The sequence below is a fragment of the Streptomyces sp. NPDC087787 genome (assembly GCF_044743035.1).
GTDB lineage: Bacteria > Actinomycetota > Actinomycetes > Streptomycetales > Streptomycetaceae > Streptomyces.
In genome coordinates this window covers 40,413-64,104 of the sequence record NZ_JBIUVQ010000007.1, presented here as the reverse complement: position 1 = coordinate 64,104, position 23,692 = coordinate 40,413, and the positions used below count along the sequence as shown (strand labels likewise).

Below are 23,692 nucleotides of genomic sequence, written 5' to 3'. Positions count from 1 at the left end.
AAAGTCCCGTAACCGCACATCAGGTTCGACAGAAGGAGCAAGTCGCACTCATGAGCCGCACCAGAACATCGATACTCGCCGCCATGGCACTGGTGGCCGGGGCGACGGGAACGGCGCTGACCGCCGCACCCGCCAGCGCCGCGGTCCCCTGTACCGTCGACTACAAGGTCAACCAGTGGGACAGCGGCTTCACCGCCGACGTCACCGTCAAGAACAACGGCGCCGCCAAGTCGAGTTGGTCGCTGAAGTGGACCTACGCCGGTAACCAGAAGGTCACCAGCGCCTGGAACGCGAAGGTCAGCCAGAGCGGTGCCAACGTCACCGCGGCCAACGAGACCTACAACGCCAGCCTCCCGACGGGCGGTTCCGTCAACTTCGGCTTCCAGGGCACCTACAGCGGCACCAACGCGATCCCGGCCTCCTTCAGCCTCGACGGCGTCACCTGCAACGTCGACAACGGCGGCGGCGACCCGGGCGGCGGCGACCCCGGTGGCGGCAACCCCGGCAACGGAAGCCGCGTCGACAACCCGTACGTCGGCGCCAAGGTGTACGTGAACCCGGAGTGGTCCAAGAAGGCCGCCGCCGAGCCCGGCGGCACCAGGGTCTCCAACCAGCCCACCGGCGTCTGGCTCGACCGCATCGCCGCGATCAACGGCGTGAACGGCGGCATGGGCCTGCGTGCCCACCTCGACGAGGCCCTGAAGCAGAAGGGCACCGGCGAAGAGGTCATCCAGGTCGTCGTGTACGACCTGCCGGGACGCGACTGCGCGGCCCTCGCCTCCAACGGCGAGCTCGGCCCGACGGAGATCGACAAGTACAAGACGCAGTTCATCGACCCGATCGCGGCCATCCTCGGCGACTCCAAGTACTCCTCGCTGCGGATCGTCACCACCATCGAGATCGACTCGCTGCCGAACCTGGTCACCAACACCAGCGGCCGCGCCACCGCCACACCGCAGTGCGACACCATGAAGGCCAACGGCAACTACATCAAGGGCGTCGGCTACGCACTGGCCAAGCTCGGCAAGATCCCGAACGTCTACAACTACATCGACGCCGGGCACCACGGCTGGATCGGCTGGGACGACAACTTCGGCCCGTCGGCCGACATCTTCAAGCAGGCGGCCACCAGTGAGGGCGCGTCCGTCAACGACGTGGCCGGCTTCATCACCAACACGGCCAACTACAGTGCCCTGAAGGAGAACAACTTCTCGATCACCGACCAGGTCAACGGCGTCTCGGTACGCCAGTCCAAGTGGGTGGACTGGAACCAGTACGTCGACGAGCTGTCGTTCGCGCAGGCCTTCCGCAACAAGCTCGTCTCCGTCGGCTTCAACTCCAACATCGGCATGCTGATCGACACCTCCAGGAACGGCTGGGGCGGATCGGCGCGTCCCGCCGGTCCGGGTGCCAAGACCAGCGTGGACACCTACGTCGACGGCGGGCGCTACGACCGCCGCATCAACCCGGGCAACTGGTGCAACCAGGCGGGAGCCGGTCTCGGCGAGCGTCCGAAGGCGGCGCCGGCCGCCGGCATCGACGCCTACGTGTGGATGAAGCCCCCGGGGGAGTCAGACGGTTCCAGCTCGGCCATCGCGAACGACGAGGGCAAGGGCTTCGACCGCATGTGCGACCCGACCTACGGCGGCAACGCCCGCAACAACAACAGCATGTCGGGCGCGCTGCCGAACGCTCCGGTCTCCGGGCACTGGTTCTCCGCCCAGTTCCAGGAGCTGATGAAGAACGCCTACCCGGCGCTGTAGTGACCCGCTCATGAGCCGGTGATCCGCCGGGACCGGCCCTGCCGGCCGGCCCCGGCGGACGGCTCCTCCCCACGGCCGGGGGGCACCTGCCCCCCGGCCGTACCTTCACGTCCGGCTCCTTGCCGTCCTTCCTTTGCCGTCGCTTTTGCGGCCTCGGCAACAGGAGTGGCCCTCTCCTGGTGCGTCGGCGCAGGCTGACCGCACCGACGAGAGAGGCTGATCGCATGGCGCACCTACCCCACGCACACCACGACCACCAGGAGGCCCACCCCGGCGGGCACGGCCCTCACGGCCACGGTCCGGGCGACATCGACTGGGCCGTCATGGCTCCGCTCCTCGAGTCCCAGGCGGAGCTGTTCACGCCCCTGTACGGGACGGTCATGGCGTGGCTGAGGGAGAAGGCGCCCGAGCCCGGCCTGATCGTCGACGCCGGCAGCGGGCCGGGTGTGGTCTCCTGCCTCTTCGCCGAGGCGTTCCCGGGCGCGCGGGTCGTCGCGGTGGACGGCTCCGATCCGCTCCTCGAGCGGGCCCGGGCCCGCGCGGCCCGCCTCGGTCTGGTCGACCGCCTCGGCACGCTCGCCGGTGAACTCCCCGGCGTGCTGGACGAGTTGGAGTATCCGGCGGATCTGCTGTGGGCCGGCAACAGCCTGCACCACCTGGGTGACCAGCGGGCCGCCCTCGTCGCGTTCGCCGAGCGGCTGGCGCCCGGCGGCACGCTCGCCCTGCTGGAGGGCGGCCTGCCCGCCCGGTTCCTGGCCCGTGACATCGGCATCGGCCGGCCGGGCCTGCAGGCCCGGATCGACGTGGTGCAGGAGGACTGGTTCTCGCGCATGCGGGCCGAACTGCCGGGCTCGGTCGCCGAGACCGAGGACTGGCCGGCGCTGCTGGCGTCCGCGGGCCTCGAGCCGACCGGCACCCGCAGCTTCCTGCTCGACCTGCCCGCGCCGGTCTCCGACCGGGCCCGCGCCTATGTCGCCGCCGAGCTGAACCGCCTCGGCGAGGCCCTGGAGGGCGGCATCGCCGCCGAGGACCGCGCCACCCTCGACCGCCTCCTCGACCCCGACGACGAGGCGAGCGTGCACCGCAGGAGCGACCTCTTCGTGCTCAAGGCGTACACGGTGTACACGGCGGTACGGGCCGCCTGAGAAATGGGGCCCGGCATACGCGCGCTGCCGGGCCCCGGCTCAGTCGGCGGCGACGAACTCCTTCGCCAGCTTCTCGCCCAGGGCGACCGCCGCGCTGTGGCTCTCGATCGGCGAGACACGGGAGTTCTTGAACAGGATGTAGGTCACTCCGGAGTCCACGCCGCCGGTGGCCGGGTCCGGGTTGATGCCGAGGGCCTTGGCGGTGGCGTACGAGGCCTCGCCGATGATCTCCGAGGGGCCGGTGTCGCCGACGGCCGCGTACTCGACCCGGTCGCCGTGGATCACGGCCACCACGCCGCCACCCCTGATGCCGGCTGCGGCGTAGTCCCAGATGGCGCTCGCGCTCGGCACCACCACGTACGGCAGCGACTCCGCCTCCAGCGGCCGGCCGTCGGACCGGTGGAAGGCCGTGTCGTCGTGGAACCAGGGGTCGGCGGTCTCGTTGCAGTGGGTGGTGCGCACGCCGTCGCAGTCGATGTCCATGTCGGCCTTCCAGAACACCACGCCGTTCCCGCCGCACACCGGGACCGTGGCCAAAGCCCCCTCGTCCGTGCGGTACTTGCCGTGGGAGATCTGCCGGCAGGCCGTCACCTTGGCGAGCAGCTCGGCGGCGCCGACCGAGCCCTCCCTGGTGGGCCGCGGTTCCCCGCCGCCGGAGGCGTGTGCGGGTGCCGTTCCGGTGGCGAGCAGGGCGGCACTCAGAGCCGCGGCGAGCGGAGGTCTTCGTATGTGCACGGGGAGACCCTTCTGTCAGGAAAGTTTCCTTACATATGGCGCGTCCCGATGGCGACGACGCGCGATGCGTCCGGAATCGCCGGGCGGCGGACCGGGACGCACCGCGCCAGGTGAGGATCAGACCACGCCGAACGTCGCCGGGTCCGGGCCCAGGCGCCGGTCCTCGTTCAGGGCGCTGATCGCCCCGAGGTCCTCGTCGTCCAGGCTGAAGCCGAAGACGTCGATGTTCTCCCGGATCCGGGAGGGGGTCACCGACTTCGGGATCACGATGTTGCCGAGCTGGAGGTGCCAGCGCAGCACGATCTGGGCGGGCGTGCGGTTGTGCTTCTGCGCGATCGCCACGATCGCCGGAACCTCCAGCAGGCCCTTGCCCTGGCCGAGCGGCGACCAGGCCTCGGTGGCGATGCCCTGCTTCGCGTGGTACTCGCGCGCGGCGTGCTGCTGGAGGTGCGGGTGCAGTTCGATCTGGTTGACCGCCGGGATCACCGAGGTCTCGGCGATCAGGCGCTCCAGGTGCTCGGGAAGGAAGTTGGACGTGCCGATCGCCCGGACGCGCCCTTCGGCGAGCAGCTTCTCGAACGCCTTGTAGGAGTCGACGAACTTCCCCCGGGCCGGCGTCGGCCAGTGGATCAGGTACAGGTCCACGTACTCCAGGCCGAGCTTGGCGAGCGACGCGTCGAAGGCACGCAGCGTGGAGTCGTACCCGTGCTCGCTGTTCCAGACCTTGGTGGTGACGAAGACCTCCTCGCGGGGGACCCCGGAGGCGGCGACGGCCTTGCCGGTGCCCTCCTCGTTGCCGTAGATCGCCGCTGTGTCGATGCTTCGGTACCCGGCCTCCAATGCCGTGGCGACGGCCCGCTCCGCCTCGTCGTCCGGCACCTGCCAGACTCCGAAGCCCAGCTGGGGCATCTCGACGCCGTTGTTGAGGATGATCGGGGGGACCTTGCTGCTCACTAGCTTCTCGATCCTTCGCTTGTCGTCCGGTGTTGCTGCTCCCATCGTCAACGATCACGGGCCGTACCGCATTCCTGGTCGGCCGTTCCGGCCGGAACCGGCCCGTGCGGTGCGGACCCCGCTCAGACCTGGTACAACGCCTCCACCTCGGCCGCGTACGCGTTCTCGATGGCCTTGCGCTTGAGCTTCAGGGACGGGGTCAGCAGACCGTGCTCCTCGGTGAACGGCTGGGCGAGGACACGGAAGGTGCGGATCGACTCCGCCTGTGAGACCAGCGTGTTGGCGGCGACCACCGCACGGCGGACCTCGGTCTCCAGATCGGGGTCGTGCACCAGCCGGCCCGCCGGCATCCGCGGTTTCCCGCGCATCATGAGCCAGTGCTCGACGGCCTCCTGGTCGAGGGTGACCAGCGCGGCGACGTAGGGGCGGTCGTTGCCGACGACGATGCACTGGGAGATCAGCGGATGGTCGCGCACCCGCTCCTCCAGCAGCCCCGGCGCCACGCTCTTGCCGCCGGAGGTCACCAGGATCTCCTTCTTGCGGCCGGTGATCGTCAGATAGCCGTCCTCGTCGAGGGAGCCGAGGTCGCCGGTGGCCAGCCAGCCGTCGTGCAGAGTCTCGTCGGTGGCCTTCTCGTTGTTGAGGTAGCCCTGGAAGACGTTGCCGCCGCGCAGCCAGATCTCGCCGTCGTCGGCGATGTGCACGCTGGTGCCCGGGACGGGCTGTCCGACCGTGCCGTAACGGGTGAGCCCGGGCGGGTTGGCGGTGGCCGCCGCGGTGGTCTCGGTCAGCCCGTAGCCTTCGTAGATCTGCACGCCGGCGCCCGCGAAGAACAGGCCGAGCCGGCGGTCCATCGCCGAGCCGCCGGACATCGCGTTGCGGATCCTGCCGCCCATCGCGGCGCGGACCTTGGAGTACACGAACGTGTCGAAGAACTGGTGCTGCATCCGCAGGCCGGCCGAGGGGCCCGGGCCGATGCCCCACGCCTTGGCCTCGACGGCGTCCGCGTACTTCACGGCGACCTCGACGGCCTTCTCGAACGGCCCGTCCCTGCCCTCCTTCTCCGCCTTGCGGCGGGCCGCGCCGAATACCTTCTCGAAGATGTACGGCACCGCCAGGATGAACGTCGGCCGGAACGCCTGGAGGTCGGGCAGCAGCGCGGAGGCGCTGAGCTGCGGCTGATGGCCGAAACGGACCTTGCCGCGGATCGCGGCGACCTCCACCATCCGGCCGAAGACATGGGCGAGCGGCAGGAACAGCAGCGTCGCCGCCTCGTCGCCCTTCCTGCTGTGGAACACCGGTTCCCAGCGTTCGATCACCGTGTCCGACTCGTACATGAAGTTGCCGTGCGACAGGACGCAGCCCTTGGGCCGGCCGGTGGTGCCGGAGGTGTAGATGACGGTCGCGATCGAGTCGGGGGTGACCGCCTCCCGGTGCCGGTGCACCACGGCGTCGTCGATGTGCGCGCCCGCGTCGTAGAGCCGCGGCACGATGCCGGTGTCGAGCTGCCACAGTTGGCGCAGCCGCGGGAGCCGGTCGATGACGGTGGCGATCGTCATCGCGTGCTCCTCGTGCTCCACGACCGCCGCCGTGACCTCGGCGTCGTACAGCGTCCAGAAGCACTGCTCCGCCGAGGAGGTGGGGTAGAGCGGCACCACCTGGGCGCCGATCGTCCACAGCGCGAAGTCGAACAGCGTCCACTCGTAACGGGTACGGGACATGATCGCGACGCGGTCGCCGAAGCGGATGCCCTGGGCGAGGAGGCCCTTGGCGAGGGCCAGCACCTCGTCGCGGAACTCGGCGCAGGTCACGTCCCGCCATCCGCCGAACTCGTCCTTGCGGCCGAGCGCGATGTGGAGCGGGTCGTCCTGGGCGTGCTGGAAGACGACGTCGGCCAGTCCGCCCACCGGCGGTGGCAACGTCGACGGAGGGCTGGTGAACTCGCGCAAACCCCGCTCCCGTTCCTTGTGACGCTCCGCACAGCGCCGTGAAAGCTACCCCAGCGCGGCGGGGGCGGCAGGGCCCGCGAAGGCCTCCGGCGCCCCCGCGGACGCCGGAAAATGCGCTCACAAGGGGAAGGGTCGGACAGGTTTCCTTACGGATGAGTAAGGTTCGGTGCCGTTTTCTCCACCGAATCTGTACTGCCCGCTTACGGCCCTCGGGGCGGGCCGGCCCGGGGAGGGGCGCGTTTCAGCCGACGCCGTGCCGGTGGAGGCGGTCGCCGCTGGAGAGGATGGCCGTGGCCAGGGCGTCGGCCGCGTGGTGGGGAGTGTCGTGGCGGCGGCCGTGGACGAGGACGAAGTCGACCCCGCCCAGTTCCGGCAGGCCCGCGCGGTCCGGGACGCGCACCAGGCCCGGCGGGATCAGGCCGCGGGAGTGCGCCATCACGCCCAGGCCCGCTCGGGCGGCGGCGATCAGGCCGTTGAGGCTGCCGCTGGTGCAGGCGACGCGCCACGGCCGGCCCTGGCGCTCCAGGGCCTCCAGGGCGAGGGCGCGGGAGATGCCGGGCGGCGGGTAGACGATGAGCGGCACCGGCCGGTCGGGGTCCAGGCGCAGCCGCTCGGCGCCGATCCAGACCATGCGGTCGTGCCAGACCGGGTCGCCGGCCGGGTCCTCGGGGCGCCGCTTGGCCAGCACCAGGTCCAGCTTTCCGGCGGCGAGCTGCTCGTGCAGGATGCCCGACAGCTCCACCGTCAGCTCCAGGTCGACCTCGGGATGCTCCGAGCGGAAGCCCGCCAGGACCTCCGGCAGCCGGGTCAGCACGAAGTCCTCCGACGCGCCGAACCGCAGCCGGCCGCGCACCCGGGCGCCGGTGAAGAACGCCGTCGCCTGCTCGTGCACCTGGAGGATCCGGCGCGCGAAGCCCAGCATGGCCTCGCCGTCCTCGGTCAGCTCCACCGAGTGGGTGTCGCGGGCGAAGAGCAGCCTGCCGGTCGCGTCCTCAAGACGGCGCACGTGCTGGCTGACGGTCGACTGACGCAGCCCGAGCCGCCGGGCGGCTCCCGTGAAGCTGAGGGTCTGGGCCACGGTGAGGAAGGTGCGCAGCTGGGCGGGGTCGTACACGAGGGCCACCGTACACCGGTCATCACGAGATGCGATGACAGTCAGAGTCGTATGACGGATTCCCGATCAGCGCCGTGAGGGGCACGATGAAGAGAGCATCAGGGGTCCCGACGGGCTCGTCGCTGCCCGTACCGACCCGAAAAGCACGAGCAAGTGGAGCACCGTGAAACGCCTGCGCCGGACGAACCTGCCGATCGATCCGTACATCGTCCTGCTGCTGGCGACGGTGGGCATCGCGGCACTCCTCCCCGCCCGCGGCGCGGCCGCCCATGTGGCCTCGGGCGCCTCGACCGGCGCGATCGCCCTGCTGTTCTTCCTCTACGGCGTCCGTCTCTCCACCCGCGAGGCACTGGACGGCCTGAAGCACTGGCGGCTGCATGTCACGGTCCTGGCCTGCACGTTCGTCATATTCCCGCTGCTCGGGCTCGCCGCCCGCGGCCTCGTCCCGGTGCTGCTGAACCAGCCCCTTTACCAGGGCCTGCTCTTCCTCACCCTGGTCCCGTCGACCATCCAGTCGTCGATCGCTTTCACCTCCATCGCCCGCGGCAACGTGCCCGCCGCGATCTGCGCCGGCTCCTTCTCCTCGCTGGTCGGCATCATCCTCACCCCGCTGCTCGTGGCCGTGCTGCTCGGCAGCGGCGGCGGTGGCTTCTCCGGACACTCGCTGGTCACGATCGTGCTGCAACTGCTCGTGCCGTTCGTCGCCGGGCAGCTTCTCAGGCCATGGATCGGCGGTTTCGTCGCCCGGCACAAGAAGATCCTCGGGCTGGTCGACCGCGGCTCGATCCTGCTCGTCGTCTACACCGCGTTCAGTGAGGGGATGGTGCGCGGCATCTGGCACCAGGTCAGTCCCGCGCGGCTCGGCGGCCTCCTGGTCGTCGAGGCCCTGCTGCTCGCCGTGATGCTCGCCCTGACCTGGTACGGCACCCGGGCCCTTGGCTTCTCCCGCGAGGACCGCATCGCCGTGCAGTTCGCCGGCTCGAAGAAGTCGCTGGCCTCCGGGCTGCCCATGGCGAGCGTCCTGTTCGGCGCCCATGCCTCGCTCGCCGTGCTGCCGCTGATGGTCTTCCACCAGATGCAGCTCATGGTGTGCGCGGTGATCGCCAAGCGCCGGGCGCGCGACCCCGAAGTTCGGGAGGGGACCGCCGGGCAGGCGCCGGCGTCGCGCGCCGGGGCCGCCACGGCGAACCGGCCCCGTTGACACCGGTCCCTTTGACACCTGCCTCGGTCTCGGATTCGGCTGCGACGGCCCCGCGCGGGTCAGCCGTGGGCGGACGCTTCCCGCAGGGTGATCCGCTTCTCGCCCGCGTACACGTTCATCGAGCTGCCCCGCAGGAAGCCGACCAGCGTCAGTCCCGTCTCCGCGGCCAGGTCCACCGCGAGGGACGACGGCGCGGAGACGGCCGCCAGGACGGGGATGCCCGCCATGACGGCCTTCTGCGCCAGTTCGAAGGACGCGCGGCCGGAGACCAGCAGGATGCTGCGGGACAGCGGCAGGCCGCCCTGCTGCAGGGCGCGGCCGACCAGCTTGTCGACCGCGTTGTGCCGGCCCACGTCCTCCCGTATGTCCAGCAGCCCGCCGTCCTCGTCGAACAGGGCCGCCGCGTGCAGCCCCCCGGTGCGGTCGAAGACGCGCTGGGCGGCGCGCAGCCGGTCGGGCAGGGCCGCCAGCAGTTCGGGCCCGACCCGCAGCGGGGGCGCGTCGGAGATCGGCCAGCGGGCCGTCGTACGGACCGCGTCCAGACTCGCCTTGCCGCACAGGCCGCACGACGAGGTCGTGTACACATTGCGTTCGAGGGTGATGTCGGGCAGGACGACGTCCGGCGCGGTCCGCACATCCACCACGTTGTAGGTGTTCGAGCCTCCCCCAAGCTCTCGGCTTCGCTCGAGCAGGGAGGGACCCCCACCCGTCGCGCCCGCGCAGTACACGATGTTCAGCAGGTCGGACGCGGCGCCCAGCACGCCCTCGCTCACCAGGAAACCGGCCGCCAGCGCGAAGTCGTCACCCGGTGTGCGCATGGTGATCGCGAGCGGCTTGCCGTTCAGCCGGATCTCCAGCGGCTCCTCGGCCACCAGTGTGTCGGGGCGGGACGAGACGGCTCCGTCCCGGATGCGGATCACCTTGCGTCGTTCCGTGACTCGTCCCATGTCCTGATCAGCCTCGGTTCTCTGCGCTCTTCGGCCGAAGCGGCCCCGACGGCGTCAATTGTCCTGCACGTGCGGCGGCCCCGGATGGTGAGGGCAGCCCCCGTCTGACGGAAGCCGACAAGCGGGGCCCGTCAATCCTGTGGCTTCACCTGCCGCCTTACCCGTGAGTCACTGATCAGACTGGGGAATTCCCGCTGTCCACGGTCACGAGGGGGATCACCCATGAACGGCTCACGCATCACCGCCGTCGGTCACTACCAGCCCGCCAAGGTGCTCACCAACGAGGACCTGGAGGGCATCGTGGCGACCAGCGACGAGTGGATCAGGAGCCGGGTGGGCATCCGGACCCGGCACATCGCCGGGCCCGACGAGCCGGTCGACGAGCTCGCCGCGCACGCCGCCGCCAAGGCGCTCGCGGCGGCCGGGCTCACGCCCGGCGACATCGACCTCGTGCTGGTCGCCACCTCCACGGCCACGGACCGCTCCCCGAACACCGCCGCCCGTGTCGCCGCCCGGCTCGGCGTGCCGCGGCCGGCCGCGATGGACCTCAACGTCGTGTGCGCGGGCTTCACCCACGCCCTGGCCACCGCCGACCACACCGTGCGTGCGGGCGCCGCGACCCGCGCCCTGGTCATCGGCGCCGACAAGATGTCCGACGTGACCGACTGGACCGACCGCACGACCTGCGTGCTCGTCGGTGACGGCGCCGGGGCCGCCGTGGTCGAGGCCTGCCGGCCGGGCGAGGAGCCCGGGATCGGGCCGGTGCTGTGGGGCTCGGTGCCCGAGATGGGGCACGCGGTGCGGATCGAGGGCACGCCCCCGCGGTTCGCGCAGGAGGGGCAGAGCGTCTACCGGTGGGCCACCACGCAGTTGCCGCCGCTGGCCCGGCAGGCCTGCGAGCGGGCCGGACTCGCGCCCGAGCAGCTCGCCGCGGTCGTCCTGCACCAGGCCAACCTGCGCATCATCGAGCCGCTCGCCGCGAAGCTGGGAGCCGTCAACGCCGTGGTCGCCCGCGACGTCAGCGTGTCCGGCAACACCTCGGCCGCGAGCATCCCGCTGGCGCTGTCCAAGCTCATCGAGCGGGGCGAGGTGACCACCGGCGACCCGGTGCTGCTGTTCGGCTTCGGCGGCAATCTCTCCTACGCCGGGCAGGTCGTGCGCTGCCCCTGAGCGGCGGACGTCGGGGTCGGGGACGCTCGAGCGCCCCGGCCCGCTGCGTGAGCGCGTCCGTGATCCGGCTGGAGCTCATCACCATCCGCGCCCTCCAGCCGGGCCGGCACTCCGTCGAGACCACACACTCGCCGGACACCTCGGCGTCTCCCGGCAGCCGGTGCGCCGGGCGCTCCAGCGCCTGAACGCCGAGGGGCGGTTCTATCCGCGGTCCGCCCAGGGCGCCTTCGTGCACGAGCCGGCGGAGCAGGAGGCCGGCCGGCTCCTCAGCGCGCGCGTGGTCCCGCAGGCCGAGGCGGCCCGCCACGCGGCCGCCTAAGCGGACCGGGACGCGTCGCCCGCTTCCACGCCAGGGTCGTCGGGCCGGCCGGCAACGCGGTGCATGCCGAGCTCGCGTCCCGGGTCGACCGGCGGGTGCGCTGGTATCGCACCTCCGGTGGCCCGGTGGCCCGGTGGCCCGGTGGCCCGGTGGCCCGGTGGCCCGGTGGTCCGGTGGTCCGGTGGTCCGGTGGTCCGGTGGTCCGGTGGTCCGGTGGTCCGTTGGTCCGGTGGCCCGTTGGTCCGGTGGCCCGTTGGTCCGGTGGTTCGGAGCCCGGTGCCGCCGGCAGCGCGGGCGCCGGTCCTGGATTGAGCACCGCGCGTTCATCGAGGAGATGGCGGACCGGGACGGAACGGCGCGCCACCCGCCGGACGCCCGAGCACACGGAGCCTGATTCCCGCGAGGACCCGGGTCGGGGTCCTCGCTCGGCATCCCCGACTTTGTCCTGTTCGTGGGAAAAGTTGGCGGCAATCCATGCGCAACTTCTTCCCAGTTCCGGCAGTCGCTGCTACGTTCCTCTCTCAAGCAGGCGGCCAGGTGGCCGGAATTACCGTGTGCGCAGGCCGAATTGAGGCGGGGAGGGGCACGTGAGACGTATGACGGCACGACCCGCCAACACCCATCAGGCCCGGCTGCTGAAGCTGTTGCGTGATGGGGGACCCAGCTCCCGGGCACAGCTCGGCGACCGCGTCGAGCTGTCCCGCTCGAAGCTGGCCGTGGAGGTGGACCGGCTCCTGGAGACGGGACTGGTCGTCGCCGACGGACTCGCCGCCTCGCGCGGCGGCCGCCGCTCCCACAACGTCCGCCTCGCCCCCGAACTGCGCTTCCTGGGCGTCGACATCGGCGCGACCTCGGTCGACGTCGCGGTCACCAACGCGGAACTGGAAGTGCTCGGGCACCTCAACCAGCCGCTGGACGTGCGCGAGGGACCCGTCGCGGTCTTCGAGCAGGTCCTCGCCATGGCCGCGAAGTTGCGGGCCTCGGGGCTCGCGGAGGGCTACGACGGCGCCGGCATCGGCGTCCCCGGTCCCGTCCGCTTCCCCCAGGGCGTCCCCGTGGCACCCCCGATCATGCCGGGCTGGGACGGCTTCCCCGTACGGGAGGCGCTCAGCCAGGAACTCGGCTGCCCGGTCATGGTCGACAACGACGTGAACCTCATGGCGATGGGGGAGCAGCACGCGGGCGTCGCCCGCTCCGTGGGCGACTTCCTCTGCGTCAAGATCGGCACCGGCATCGGCTGCGGCATCGTCGTCGGCGGCGAGGTCCACCGCGGTACGACCGGCAGCGCGGGCGACATCGGGCACATCCAGGCCGTGCCCGGCGGACGCCCGTGCGTCTGCGGCAACCAGGGCTGCCTGGAGGCCCACTTCAGCGGCGCCGCCCTGGCCCGGGACGCGCTGGAGGCGGCCCAGCAGGGCCTGTCGGCCGAACTCGCGACCCGGCTGGCGGCGAACGGCGCGCTCACCGGCGTCGACGTGGCCGCCGCGGCCGCCGCGGGCGACGCCACCTCCCTCGGCCTGATCAGGGAGGGCGGCACCCGCACCGGCCAGGTGATCGCCGGACTCGTCTCCTTCTTCAACCCCGGTCTCGTGGTGATCGGCGGCGGGGTCACCGGCCTCGGCCACACCCTGCTCGCCGCGATCCGCACCCAGGTCTACCGCCAGTCGCTGCCCCTGGCGACCGGCAACCTGCCCATCGTCCTGGGCGAGTTGGGGCCCGCCGCCGGAGTCATCGGCGCGGCCCGGCTCATCAGCGACCACCTGTTCTCGCCGGCCTGACCGGCGCGCACCACCTGGCACCACCTCGCACCACCGGTACGCCCCGCACCACCCGCACACAGCACGGCACCACCACCGGTACGTCCCGAGTACACCAGCCCGCCCCGTACACCAGCCACGCGTACGTCAGCCCTGCCCTGAGACCGGCCGTATCCGCCGAGGGGAACCACCATGGCTCCAGAACCACCCCTGCTCAGCATGTCCGGCATCACCAAGTCGTTCCCCGGAGTCCGCGCCCTGGACGGAGTCGACCTGGAGGTACAGGCCGGAGAGGTGCACTGCCTGCTCGGCCAGAACGGCGCCGGGAAGTCCACCCTCATCAAGGTCCTCGCCGGGGCCCACCAGCCCGACGACGGGACGATCGTCTGGCGGGGCGAGCCCACCACCCTGAAGTCCCCGATCGCCGCCATGAGCCTGGGCATCGCCACCATCTACCAGGAACTCGACCTGGTGGGACACCTGTCCGTCGCCGAGAACGTCTTCCTCGGCCACGAACCCACCACCGCCGGATTCGTCGTCCGCGGCCGCGAGGCCCGCTCCGCCACCACCGTCCTCCTCAAGCGGCTCGGCCACCCCGAGATCGACCCGGGCCGGCTCGTCGGCGACCTCTCCGCCGCCCAGCAGCAGGTCGTCTCCATGGCCCGGGCCCTCTCCCACGACGTCCGGCTCATCGTCATGGACGAACCGTCGGCCGCCCTCGATCCGGACGAGGTCGACAACCTCTTCCGCATCGTCGGCGACCTCACCGCCGCCGGCGTCGCCGTCGTCTACATCTCCCACCGCCTGGAGGAGATCCGCCGCATCGGCGACCGGGTCACCGTCCTCAAGGACGGCCGCGCGGTCGCCGGCGGACTGCCCGCCGAGTCCACCCCGACCCGCGAGATCGTCTCCCTGATGACGGGCCGCAACGTCGAGTACGTCTTCCCGCCGCGCCCGCCGGCCGACACCCATCACCTCCCGCCCGTCCTCACCGTCGAAGGGCTCGCCCGCGACGGCGAGTTCGCCCCCCTCGACCTCGAAGTGCGGCCCGGCGAGATCGTCGGCCTCGCCGGACTCGTCGGCTCCGGCCGCTCCGAGATCCTGGAGACCGTCTACGGCGCCCGCAGACCCAGCGCCGGCCGCGTCCTCGTCGACGGCACACCACTGCGCCCCGGCAGCGTGCGCTCCGCCGTCCGCGCCGGACTCGGGCTCGCCCCCGAGGAACGCAAGGCCCAGGGCCTGCTGATGCTGGAGTCCGTCACCCGCAACGTCAGCGTCTCCACCCTGTCCCGCTTCGCCCGCGGCGGCTGGCTCGACCGCCGCGCGGAACGGAACGCCGCCCGGCAGGCCACCCGCGAACTCTCCCTGCGCCCCGACAACCCCGACACGCCGGTGCGCACCCTCTCCGGCGGCAACCAGCAGAAGGCGGTCCTCGCCCGCTGGCTGCTGCGCGGCTGCCGCGTCCTGCTCCTGGACGAACCCACCCGCGGTGTCGACGTCGGCGCCCGCGCCGAGCTGTACGCGGTGGTGCGCCGACTCGCCGACGAGGGCCTGGCGGTGCTGCTGGTCTCCAGCGAGATACCCGAGGTCCTCGGCCTCGCCGACCGCGTCCTGGTGCTCCGCGAGGGGCTCGTCGTCCACACGGCACCCGCCCGGGAACTGGACGAACACCGCGTACTCGACCTGGCCATGGAAGGAACCCCCGTGTCCACGCAGTCCGTAACCGAGGAAGGGAGCGTGACGTCATGACGCAGCCCGCCACCCCGGCCCAGCACGGCGGACCCGACGCCGGGCCGCCGCCCGCCGCCCGCGCGGACGCCCCGAAGCGCGACGCCGGTCCGCTGCGCGTCCTGTGGGCGCGCGCCGACGTGCGCACCCTGTCGCTGCTCGGTGTGCTCGCCGCCCTCGTCCTCATCGGCGGCATCACCAAACCCGACCAGTTCCTGGACACCCGCAACCTGCAACTGGTGCTCACCCAGGCGTCCATCATCGGCGTCGTCACCGTCGGGATGACCTTCGTCATCATGAGCGGCGGCATCGACCTGTCCGTCGGCGCGATCGTCGGCCTCGCCTCCGTGTGGGCCACCACCGTGGCCACCCAGGAGTACGGCTTCGTGGGCGTGCTGTTCACCGCGGTGCTCGTCGGTGTCGGCTGCGGACTCGTCAACGGCGTCCTCATCGCGTACGGCGGCATGGTCCCGTTCATCGCCACCCTCGCCATGCTCGCCTCCGCACGCGGTCTCGCCCTGCAGATCACCGGCGGCAAGACCCAGATCGTCACCATCGACGGCATCCTGAGCCTCGGCAACCGCGACTCCTACGTCCTCGGCGTGCCGCCGCTGGTCCTCGTCTTCGCCGCGGTCACCGTCATCGGCTGGCTCGTGCTGAACCGCACCACCTTCGGGCGCCGCACCGTCGCCGTCGGCGGCAACCCGGAGGCGGCCCGCCTCGCGGGCATCGACGTGCGCCGCCAGCGCCTCTACCTCTACCTGCTGTCCGGGCTGTGCTGCGGCATCGCGGCCTTCCTGCTGATCGTCCTGGCCGGCTCCGGCCAGAACACCAACGGCAACCTGTACGAACTCGACGCCATCGCCGCGGCGATCATCGGCGGGACCCTGCTGAGCGGCGGCCGGGGCACCATCGTCGGCTCCGTCCTCGGCGTCCTGATCTTCATCACGATCAGCAACATCTTCGCCCTGAACAACCTCCAGAGCGACGTCCAGCAGATCGCCAAGGGCGCCATCATCGTCGCCGCCGTCCTCGTCCAGCGGCGCACCGCCTCGACCACCTAGTGCCGCGACAGGCGACGTTCGCCCCGTCCAGACGTCACCTGCCGCGGCACTAGCCCAGCGGCGCACCGCCTCCACCCCGTAGCCCAGCCGAGCCGCCCGCTCCGTACGGCCCTCACCGGAAAGGCCATCGCCATGCCCCAGACACCGAGCCGCAGAGGCCTGCTCTTCGGCGGCGCCGCCGTCGGCGCCACCGCCTTCCTCGCCGCCTGCACCAGCAACGAGCCCAAGAACGACAAGCCCGCGGCGAACGACCAGCCCGCCGCCGACGACCAGCCCGGCAAGGCCGTCACCATCGGCTTCGCCGGCCCGCAGGCCGACCACGGCTGGCTCAACGCGATCAACGAGAACGCCAAGAGCCGCGCCAAGAAGTACTCCGACGTCACCCTGGAGATCACCGAGGGCTCCAACGACACCGCCGCGCAGATCGGGCAGATCGAGACCCTCATCAACAAGAAGGTCGACGTCCTGGTGATCCTGCCCGCCGACGGCAAGGCACTCACCCAGGTCGGGCTGAAGGCGATGCGCGCGGGCATCCCCGTCGTCAACCTCGACCGGGTCTTCAACTCCCCGCAGGCGTACCGCTGCTGGATCGGCGGCGACAACTACGGGATGGGCTTCAACGCCGGGCAGTACATCGGCGAGCGGCTCAAGGGCAAGGCGAACGCGAAGGTCGTCGAACTCGCCGGCCTGGACAACCTGGAGCTGACCAAGCAGCGCACCCAGGGCTTCGACGACGCGCTGAAGAACTACCCCAACATCACCAAAGTGGCGCGCCAGGCGGCCGAGTTCACCGTCGAGTCCGGCCAGTCGAAGATGTCCCAGCTCCTCCAGGCGCAGAAGCACATCGACGCGCTGTGGAACCACGACGACGACCAGGGCGTCGGCGCGCTGCGCGCCATCGAGCAGGCCGGCCGCGACGAGTTCTTCATGGTCGGCGGCGCCGGCGCGCTCTCCGCGTTCGAACAGATCAAGCAGGACAAGGGTGTCCTGAAGGCCACCGTGCTGTATCCGCCCACGATGGCCGCGTCCGCGATCGACCTGGCCCGCGCGCTGGGCCAGGGCAAGGGCGTGTCCGGCATGGCGGAGTTCGAGATCCCGGCGTCCATCACCCTGTACTCCGCCGTGGTCGACAAGACCAACGTGGACCAGTACATGCCCACCGGCTTCAAGTGATGGACGCCGCCAACCCCCCACCTCGCAATCACGGCGTCCAGAACGCCGCTGCGAACGTTGACGAGAAGGAGTTATCGGTATGGGCCTGAAGGGACAGTCGGAGCAGGCCGAGAGCGAGCCCGCGGCCGGGAAGCCTCCGCTGCGTGTCGGCATGGTCGGCTACGCCTTCATGGGCGCCGCCCACTCCCAGGGCTGGCGCACCGTGGGCCGCGTCTTCGACCTGCCGCACCGGCCCGTACTGGCCGTCGTCGCCGGGCGTGACGGGGCGGCCGTGCGGGGCGCGGCCGCCCGGCTCGGCTGGGCCGACACCGAGACCGACTGGCGCGCTCTGATCGCCCGCGACGACGTCGACCTCATCGACATCTGCACCCCCGGCGACAGCCATGCGGAGATCGCCGTGGCCGCCCTGGAGGCGGGCAAGCACGTGCTGTGCGAGAAACCCCTCGCCAACTCGGTCGAGGAGGCGCGGGCGATGACCGAGGCGGCCGAGCGGGCGCGGGCCCGCGGCCAGGTCGCCATGGTCGGCTTCAACTACCGGCGGCTGCCCGCGACCGCCCTGGCGCGGCGCATGGTCGCCGAGGGCCGCCTCGGCACCCTGCGGCACGTACGCGTCAGTTACCTCCAGGACTGGCTCGTCGACCCCGAGTTCCCGCTGACCTGGCGGCTGCGCAAGGACGCGGCGGGCTCCGGCGCCCTCGGCGACCTGGGCGCCCACATCGTCGACCTCGCCCAGTACCTCGTGGGCGAGGCGATCGCCGGGGTGTCCGCGGTCACCGAGACCTTCGTCCGGCAGCGCCCGTTGCCGGCCGGGGCGGCGGCCGGTCTCAGCGGCGTCGGCGGCAGCGGCCTGGGGGAGGTCACCGTCGACGACGCGGCCCTGTTCACCGCCCGGTTCGGCTCGGGCGCGCTCGCCTCCTTCGAGGCGACCCGGTTCGCCTCCGGCCGCAAGAACGCGCTGCGCATCGAGCTCAACGGGTCCCACGGCTCGCTCGCGTTCGACCTGGAACGGCTCAACGAGCTCTCGTACCACGACCACACCGAACCCGGGGTGAGCGCCGGCTTCCGGCGGATCCTCGTCACCGAACCCGACCACCCCTACCTCGCGGCCTGGTGGCCGCCGGGCCACGGCCTCGGCTACGAGCACAGCTTCGTCCACCAGGCCCGCGACCTGGTGCTCGCGATCGCCGCGGGCACCGCGCCCGAACCGTCCTTCGCCGACGGGCTCCAGGTCCAGCGCGTCCTGGCCGCCGTCGAGGAGAGCGCGGCGAAGAATTCCCTCTACACGCCCGTCCCGGTCTAGGGAGGCCCGGTCATGCCACGTTCGTTCACCCTCTTCACCGGCCAGTGGGCCGACCTCCCGCTGGAGGAGGTCTGCCGGCTGGCCCGGGACTTCGGCTACGACGGACTCGAACTTGCCTGCTGGGGCGACCACTTCGAGGTCGACAAGGCGCTGGCCGATCCCGCCTATCTCGACGGGCGGCGCGCGCTGCTCGACAAGTACGGCCTCAAGTGCTGGGCGATCTCCAACCACCTGGTCGGCCAGGGAGTCTGCGACCACCCCATCGACGAGCGCCACCGGGGCATCCTGCCCGCCCGCATCTGGGGCGACGGGGAACCCGAGGGCGTACGGCAGCGGGCCGCCGCGGAGTTGAAGGACACGGCGCGGGCGGCGGCCGCGTTCGGCGTCGACACCGTCATCGGCTTCACCGGCTCCTCGATCTGGCATCTGGTCGCCATGTTCCCGCCGGTGCCGCCGGGCATGATCGAACGCGGCTACCAGGACTTCGCCGAGCGCTGGAACCCGATCCTCGACGTGTTCGACGCCGAGGGCGTCCGCTTCGCGCACGAAGTGCACCCCGGTGAGATCGCGTACGACTACTGGACCACCCGGCAGGCCCTGGACGCGGTGGACAACCGGCCCGCGTTCGGGCTGAACTTCGACCCGAGCCACTTCGTCTGGCAGGACCTCGACCCCGTCGGCTTCCTGTGGGACTTCCGGGACCGGATCTACCACGTGGACTGCAAGGAGGCCCGCAAGCGCCTCGACGGGCGCAACGGCCGCCTCGGCTCCCACCTGCCGTGGGGCGACCCCCGGCGCGGCTGGGACTTCGTCTCCGCCGGGCACGGTGACGTGCCGTGGGAGGACGTCTTCCGGATGCTGCGGTCCATCGACTACACCGGCCCCGTGTCGGTGGAGTGGGAGGACGCCGGCATGGACCGGCTCCAGGGCGCCCCCGAGGCGCTGCGGCACCTCAAGGCGTTCGACTTCGACCCGCCGAGCGCGTCGTTCGACGCGGCCTTCGGCCGGGAGTAGCTCCGCCGGTCGGCTCCGCCGGTTCGGCGGGGCGCGGAGCGCCGTTTTGGCGCGTGTCCGCAGGCGGCCGCGGGTGCGCTGTGGCTGGTCGCGCCCACGCGGCGGAGCCGCATGTCGACACAGCCCCGCGCCCCTTTGGGGCGCGGGGTGCGCCCCGCTGCCCCGGGCCCGCTTTGTCCTCACACTGGAAAAAGAGCAACTTCTCTTCTGCGCAAGGACTACCCGACTCCGACAAAGCCAGCTACGGTCCCGGAGTTGTACAGGTCCGCACATCTCCGGGGTGACGGCGCACCCCGGCGCATCGCAACCGCCCCGTACGACCCCCACCCTCCCGGAGGGATCTTCGTGCACAGGAAACGTCCCAGATTCCGCAAGGCACTCGCTCTTCTCACCGGCTCACTCCTCGCGGGCAGCTCCCTCGCGCTCGCCGCGCCGCCGGCGAGCGCCCACGGCCCCGGTGCCGACAGACCGGCCGCGGCGGCCGCCGAGGACTTCCAGCAGGTCACCCTCGCCAAGGGCGCCCCCGAGGTCGGCGAGCCGATGTCGCTGGCCGTGCTCCCGGACCGCAGCGTCCTGCACACCTCCCGCGACGGCACGCTGCGGCTGACCGACGCTCAGGGCAACACGTCCGTGGCCGGCAAGCTGGCCGTCTACAACCATGACGAGGAGGGGCTCCAGGGCATCGGGATCGACCCCGACTTCGCCGAGAACCGCTTCGTCTACCTCTATTACGCGCCGCCGCTGAACACCCCGCCCGGCGACGCCCCCGAGAACGGCACCGCCGCCGACTTCGCGCCCTTCGACGGCGTCAACCGGCTCTCCCGCTTCGTGCTGAAGCAGGACGGCACGCTGGACGTGTCCAGCGAGAAGAACGTCCTCGAGGTCAAGACGTCCCGCGGCATGTGCTGCCACGTCGGCGGCGACATCGACTTCGACAAGGACGGCAACCTCTACCTGTCGACCGGCGACGACTCCAACCCCTTCTCGTCCGACGGCTACACGCCCATCGACGAGCGGTCGACCCGGAACCCGGCGTTCGACGCCCAGCGCACCTCGGGCAACACCAACGACCTGCGGGGCAAGATCCTGCGGATCAAGGTCAAGCCGGACGGCTCCTACGACATCCCCGAGGGCAACCTCTTCGCCCCGGGCACCCCGAAGACCCGTCCCGAGATCTACGCGATGGGCTTCCGCAACCCGTTCCGGTTCAGCATCGACAAGCCCACCGGCACCATCTACATAGGCGAGTACGGGCCGGACGCCGGCGCCGCGAACCCCAACCGCGGTCCCTCCGGGATGGTCGAGTTCAACCGCGTGACCAAGCCCGGCAACTACGGCTGGCCCTACTGCGTCGGCAAGAACGAGGCGTACATCAAGTACGACTTCGCCACCAAGCAGTCCGGTGCGGCCTTCGACTGCTCGGCGCCGAAGAACACCTCCCCGAACAACACCGGCCTGGTCGACCTCCCGCCGGCCCAGCCGGCCTGGATCGACTACGACGGCGGCTCCATCCCCGAGTTCGGCAACGGCTCCGAGTCCCCGATGGGCGGCCCGGTCTACCGCTACGACCCCGACCTGAAATCGCCCGCCAAGTTCCCCGAGGCCTACGACGGGGACTTCTTCGCCGGTGAGTTCGGCCGCCGGTGGATCAAGCGGATCGAGCAGGACGACAACGGCACCGTCAAGTCCATCAACCCCTTCCCCTGGTCCGGCACCCAGGTGATGGACATGGCCTTCGGCCCGGACGGCGCCCTCTACGTCCTGGACTACGGACTGTCCTGGTTCGGCGGCGACGAGAACTCCGCGCTGTACCGCATCGAGAACGTCACCAACGGCCACGCGCCGACCGTGACCGCCACGTCGGACAGGACGTCGGGCAAGGCACCCCTGAAGGTGTCCTTCTCCGCGACCGGCAAGGACGCCGACGGCGACGCGCTCACCTACGGCTGGGACTTCGGTGACGGGACCACCGGCACCGGTCAGTCGCCCCAGCACACGTACCGCACCAACGGCACGTACACGGCCACCGTCACCGTGACGGACCCGACCGGCTACACCGCCACCGCCAACGTCCACGTGGTCGTCGGCAACACCGCGCCCGTCGTCACCTTCGAGACCCCGGCGGACGGCGCCCTGTTCGAGTTCGGTGACACCATCCCGTTCAAGGTGAAGGTCACCGACGCCGAGGACAGGAAGATCGACTGCTCCAAGGTCACCGTCCGCTACATCCTCGGACACGACAGCCACGGCCACCCGATCACCTCGGCCAACGGCTGCCAGGGCACCCTCGCCGTGCCGGCCGACGGCGAGCACGACCCCAACGCCAACATCTTCGGCGTCCTGGACGCCGAGTACACCGACAACGGCGGCGGTGGCCAGGAAGCGCTGACCACCCACGCGCGGATCGTGCTCCAGCCCCGCCACCGGCAGGCCGAGCACTTCAGCGACCAGAGCGGCATCCGCACCTACGACAAGACCGAGGCGCACGGCGGCAGGACCGTCGGCGACATCGACAACGGTGACTGGATCTCGTTCAAGCCGTACAACCTGAGCGGTGCCCGGACGCTCACCGCGCGGGTGTCCTCCGGCGGTGCCGGCGGGTACCTGGAGGTCCGCACCGGAGGTCCGAACGGAACCCTGCACGGCTCCGGGGTCGTCCCGGTGACCGGCGGCTGGGAGACCTTCCAGGACATCGACATCCCGCTCGGCAAGCTGCCGAAGAAGACCACCGAGTTGTACCTGGTCTTCAAGGGCGGTGACGGAGCGCTCTTCGACGTCGACGACTTCGTGATCTCCGACAAGAAGCCCGCGAAGAACGACAAGCGCGTCCTGGTCTTCTCCAAGACGGCCGGCTTCCGGCACGACTCCATCGAGACCGGCGTGCGGGCCCTGAAGGACCTCGGCGGGCAGAGCGGCATCACCGTCGACTCCACGGAGGAGGCGCAGCAGTTCACCACCGCCAACCTCGCCCGCTACGACGCCGTCGTCTTCCTCTCCACCACCGGCACCGTGCTGAACGCCGACCAGAAGAAGGCGTTCGAGAAGTACATCGCCGGCGGCGGCGGTTACATGGGCATCCACGCGGCGGCCGACACCGAGTACGAGTGGCCGTTCTACGGCGGCCTGGTCGGCGCGTACTTCGAGTCGCATCCGCAGATCCAGCAGGCCACGGTCCGGGTGCCCGAGCACGACCACCCGGCCACCAAGGGCCTCGACGACGCGTGGGACCGCACGGACGAGTGGTACAACTACCGCTCCAACCCGCGTGACCACGCCCGGGTACTGGCCACCCTGGACGAGAGCACGTACCGGGGCGGCACGATGAACGGCGACCACCCGATCGCCTGGTGCCAGGCCTACCAGGGCGGGCGCTCCTTCTACACCGGCCTCGGCCACACCAAGGAGTCCTACGCCGAGGACGGATTCCGCAGTCATCTGCTCGGTGGCCTGAAGTACGTCACCGGCCAGGAGAAGGCGGACTGCAAGCCGCGCAAGGCCTGACCGCCGCCGCCCGCCCAGGGCGCCCGAATCGGCGGCGGGCGAGAGACGCCGGACTCCCGCCCGCCGCCCCCACCCACGGGCCGGGGGCCCGCAGGCCCCTCGACGGGGGCCTGCGGCTCCGCCCCCGGCACCTGGCTCGACCCGGCGTCCCGGTCCAGGTCGGGTCCTGGCCCAGGCCGAGGCCCGGCCAAGGCCCGGCCCGACCAAGGCCCGGCGATTCGGTCCCGGCCGAAGCCCGGTCCAGGCTCAGTCCTGGTCCAGGCCGAGTCCCGGTCCAGGTCGGGTCCTGGCTCCGGCCCAGGCCCGGTCTGGGCCGAGTCCCGGCGACCCGGTCCAGGCCGAGTCCCGGTCCGGGCCGGATCCCGGCTCCGGCCGAGGGCCGGACTGGGACCTGGTGCCGGTGCCGGAGCCCGATTCCGGTCTCGGTTTCGGCCCGGCGGCCGGTGCTCGATCCGGGCCAGGCTTGCCTCGTCCCCGGCCGGGGGCCGGTCCTGGATCCGGTCCCGAGCTTGGTCCTCGGCTTGGTCCTTGGCTTGGGCCTGGGCCGTGGCCCGCTGGGGATCTGGGCCTGGGCCGGCAGGTCCGGGTTCCGGTCTTCGGTCCGGACCAAGCCGGGGCCGTGCCCGGCCGGAAATCCGGCGCCGGCATCAGATCCCGGTCTCGGACCTCGGTCCGGGCTCCAGTTCCGCTGCTGGTTCCGGGTGCCAGGCCCGGTCCGGCCTCGGGTCCGGTCCGGCCTCGGGCTCGGTCCGGCCTCGGGTCCGGTCCGGCCTCGGGTCCGGTCCGGCCTCGGGTCCGGTCCGGCCTCGGGTCCGGTCCGGCCTCGGGTCCGGTCCGGCCTCGGGTCCGGTCCGGCCT

General features: G+C 71.4%; 16 protein-coding genes and 1 pseudogene. 12 read left to right on the top strand and 5 right to left on the bottom strand.

From position 1 onward, the window contains the following. Positions 1-50: 50 nt before the first annotated feature. Both ACIOWN_RS13235 and ACIOWN_RS13230 read left to right on the top strand, forming a co-directional pair. A complete protein-coding gene (locus tag ACIOWN_RS13235) occupies positions 51-1,763 on the top strand; it encodes a glycoside hydrolase family 6 protein (protein WP_362353695.1) in 1,713 nt (570 codons plus the stop codon). A gap of 224 nt (positions 1,764-1,987) precedes the next feature. Continuing rightward, positions 1,988-2,908, top strand: coding sequence for a methyltransferase (locus tag ACIOWN_RS13230; protein ID WP_401982203.1), 921 nt, complete (start codon positions 1,988-1,990; stop codon positions 2,906-2,908). 39 nt (positions 2,909-2,947) lie between these two features. On the opposite strand, the gene ACIOWN_RS13225 is transcribed toward ACIOWN_RS13230, so the two are convergent. The 4 genes from ACIOWN_RS13225 to ACIOWN_RS13210 all read right to left on the bottom strand — a co-directional run bounded on the left by ACIOWN_RS13225 (position 2,948) and on the right by ACIOWN_RS13210 (position 7,660). Further along, positions 2,948-3,643, bottom strand: coding sequence for a glycoside hydrolase family 75 protein (locus tag ACIOWN_RS13225; protein WP_401982200.1), 696 nt, complete (start codon positions 3,641-3,643; stop codon positions 2,948-2,950). Between the two features lie 117 nt (positions 3,644-3,760). Next, the gene (locus tag ACIOWN_RS13220; RefSeq protein ID WP_362353697.1) at positions 3,761-4,597 is read right to left on the bottom strand and encodes an aldo/keto reductase; all 837 of its coding nucleotides are present in this window, start codon (positions 4,595-4,597) and stop codon (positions 3,761-3,763) included. 122 nt (positions 4,598-4,719) lie between these two features. Continuing rightward, entirely contained in the window at positions 4,720-6,546 is a 1,827-nt protein-coding gene (locus ACIOWN_RS13215; RefSeq protein ID WP_401982197.1) for an AMP-dependent synthetase/ligase, read from the bottom strand. 241 nt (positions 6,547-6,787) lie between these two features. Next, positions 6,788-7,660, bottom strand: a complete 873-nt coding sequence (locus tag ACIOWN_RS13210; protein ID WP_362353701.1) for a LysR substrate-binding domain-containing protein — start codon at positions 7,658-7,660, stop codon at positions 6,788-6,790. A gap of 187 nt (positions 7,661-7,847) precedes the next feature. Between ACIOWN_RS13210 and ACIOWN_RS13205 the strand changes: the two genes are divergently transcribed. Next, entirely contained in the window at positions 7,848-8,861 is a 1,014-nt protein-coding gene (locus ACIOWN_RS13205) for a bile acid:sodium symporter family protein (RefSeq protein ID WP_401982373.1), read from the top strand. A gap of 59 nt (positions 8,862-8,920) precedes the next feature. Here ACIOWN_RS13205 and fdhD read toward each other — a convergent pair whose 3' ends face one another. Beyond that, complete coding sequence (gene fdhD / locus ACIOWN_RS13200; protein WP_362353705.1) at positions 8,921-9,808, bottom strand: formate dehydrogenase accessory sulfurtransferase FdhD; 888 nt, start codon at positions 9,806-9,808, stop codon at positions 8,921-8,923. 222 nt (positions 9,809-10,030) lie between these two features. On the opposite strand from fdhD, the gene ACIOWN_RS13195 reads away from it, so the two are divergent. The 9 genes and pseudogenes from ACIOWN_RS13195 to ACIOWN_RS13155 all read left to right on the top strand — a co-directional run bounded on the left by ACIOWN_RS13195 (position 10,031) and on the right by ACIOWN_RS13155 (position 22,834). After that, a complete protein-coding gene (locus ACIOWN_RS13195) occupies positions 10,031-10,978 on the top strand; it encodes a beta-ketoacyl-ACP synthase III (RefSeq protein WP_362353707.1) in 948 nt (315 codons plus the stop codon). A 43-nt stretch (positions 10,979-11,021) separates the two neighbouring features. Beyond that, a pseudogene (locus ACIOWN_RS13190) lies at positions 11,022-11,440 on the top strand (GntR family transcriptional regulator); the annotation flags it as partial. A 453-nt stretch (positions 11,441-11,893) separates the two neighbouring features. Then, positions 11,894-13,075: an ROK family transcriptional regulator gene (locus ACIOWN_RS13185; RefSeq protein ID WP_362353709.1), complete on the top strand. Its 1,182-nt coding sequence runs from the start codon at positions 11,894-11,896 to the stop codon at positions 13,073-13,075. A 171-nt stretch (positions 13,076-13,246) separates the two neighbouring features. Continuing rightward, a complete protein-coding gene (locus ACIOWN_RS13180; RefSeq protein ID WP_362353711.1) occupies positions 13,247-14,803 on the top strand; it encodes a sugar ABC transporter ATP-binding protein in 1,557 nt (518 codons plus the stop codon). Then, a complete protein-coding gene (locus ACIOWN_RS13175; protein WP_362353713.1) occupies positions 14,800-15,846 on the top strand; it encodes an ABC transporter permease in 1,047 nt (348 codons plus the stop codon). Before ACIOWN_RS13180 ends, ACIOWN_RS13175 begins: the two co-directional genes overlap by 4 nt. Positions 15,847-15,978: 132 nt before the next feature. Then, positions 15,979-17,019, top strand: a complete 1,041-nt coding sequence (locus ACIOWN_RS13170; protein WP_362353714.1) for a substrate-binding domain-containing protein — start codon at positions 15,979-15,981, stop codon at positions 17,017-17,019. A gap of 79 nt (positions 17,020-17,098) precedes the next feature. Next, complete coding sequence (locus tag ACIOWN_RS13165) at positions 17,099-18,319, top strand: Gfo/Idh/MocA family protein (protein WP_401982189.1); 1,221 nt, start codon at positions 17,099-17,101, stop codon at positions 18,317-18,319. 12 nt (positions 18,320-18,331) lie between these two features. Next, positions 18,332-19,333, top strand: coding sequence for a sugar phosphate isomerase/epimerase family protein (locus tag ACIOWN_RS13160; RefSeq protein WP_362353718.1), 1,002 nt, complete (start codon positions 18,332-18,334; stop codon positions 19,331-19,333). Positions 19,334-19,678: 345 nt separating this feature from the next. Beyond that, on the top strand, positions 19,679-22,834 hold the full coding sequence (locus ACIOWN_RS13155; RefSeq protein WP_401982186.1) for a ThuA domain-containing protein: 3,156 nt from the start codon (positions 19,679-19,681) through the stop codon (positions 22,832-22,834). The last annotated feature ends 858 nt before the right edge of the window (positions 22,835-23,692 follow it).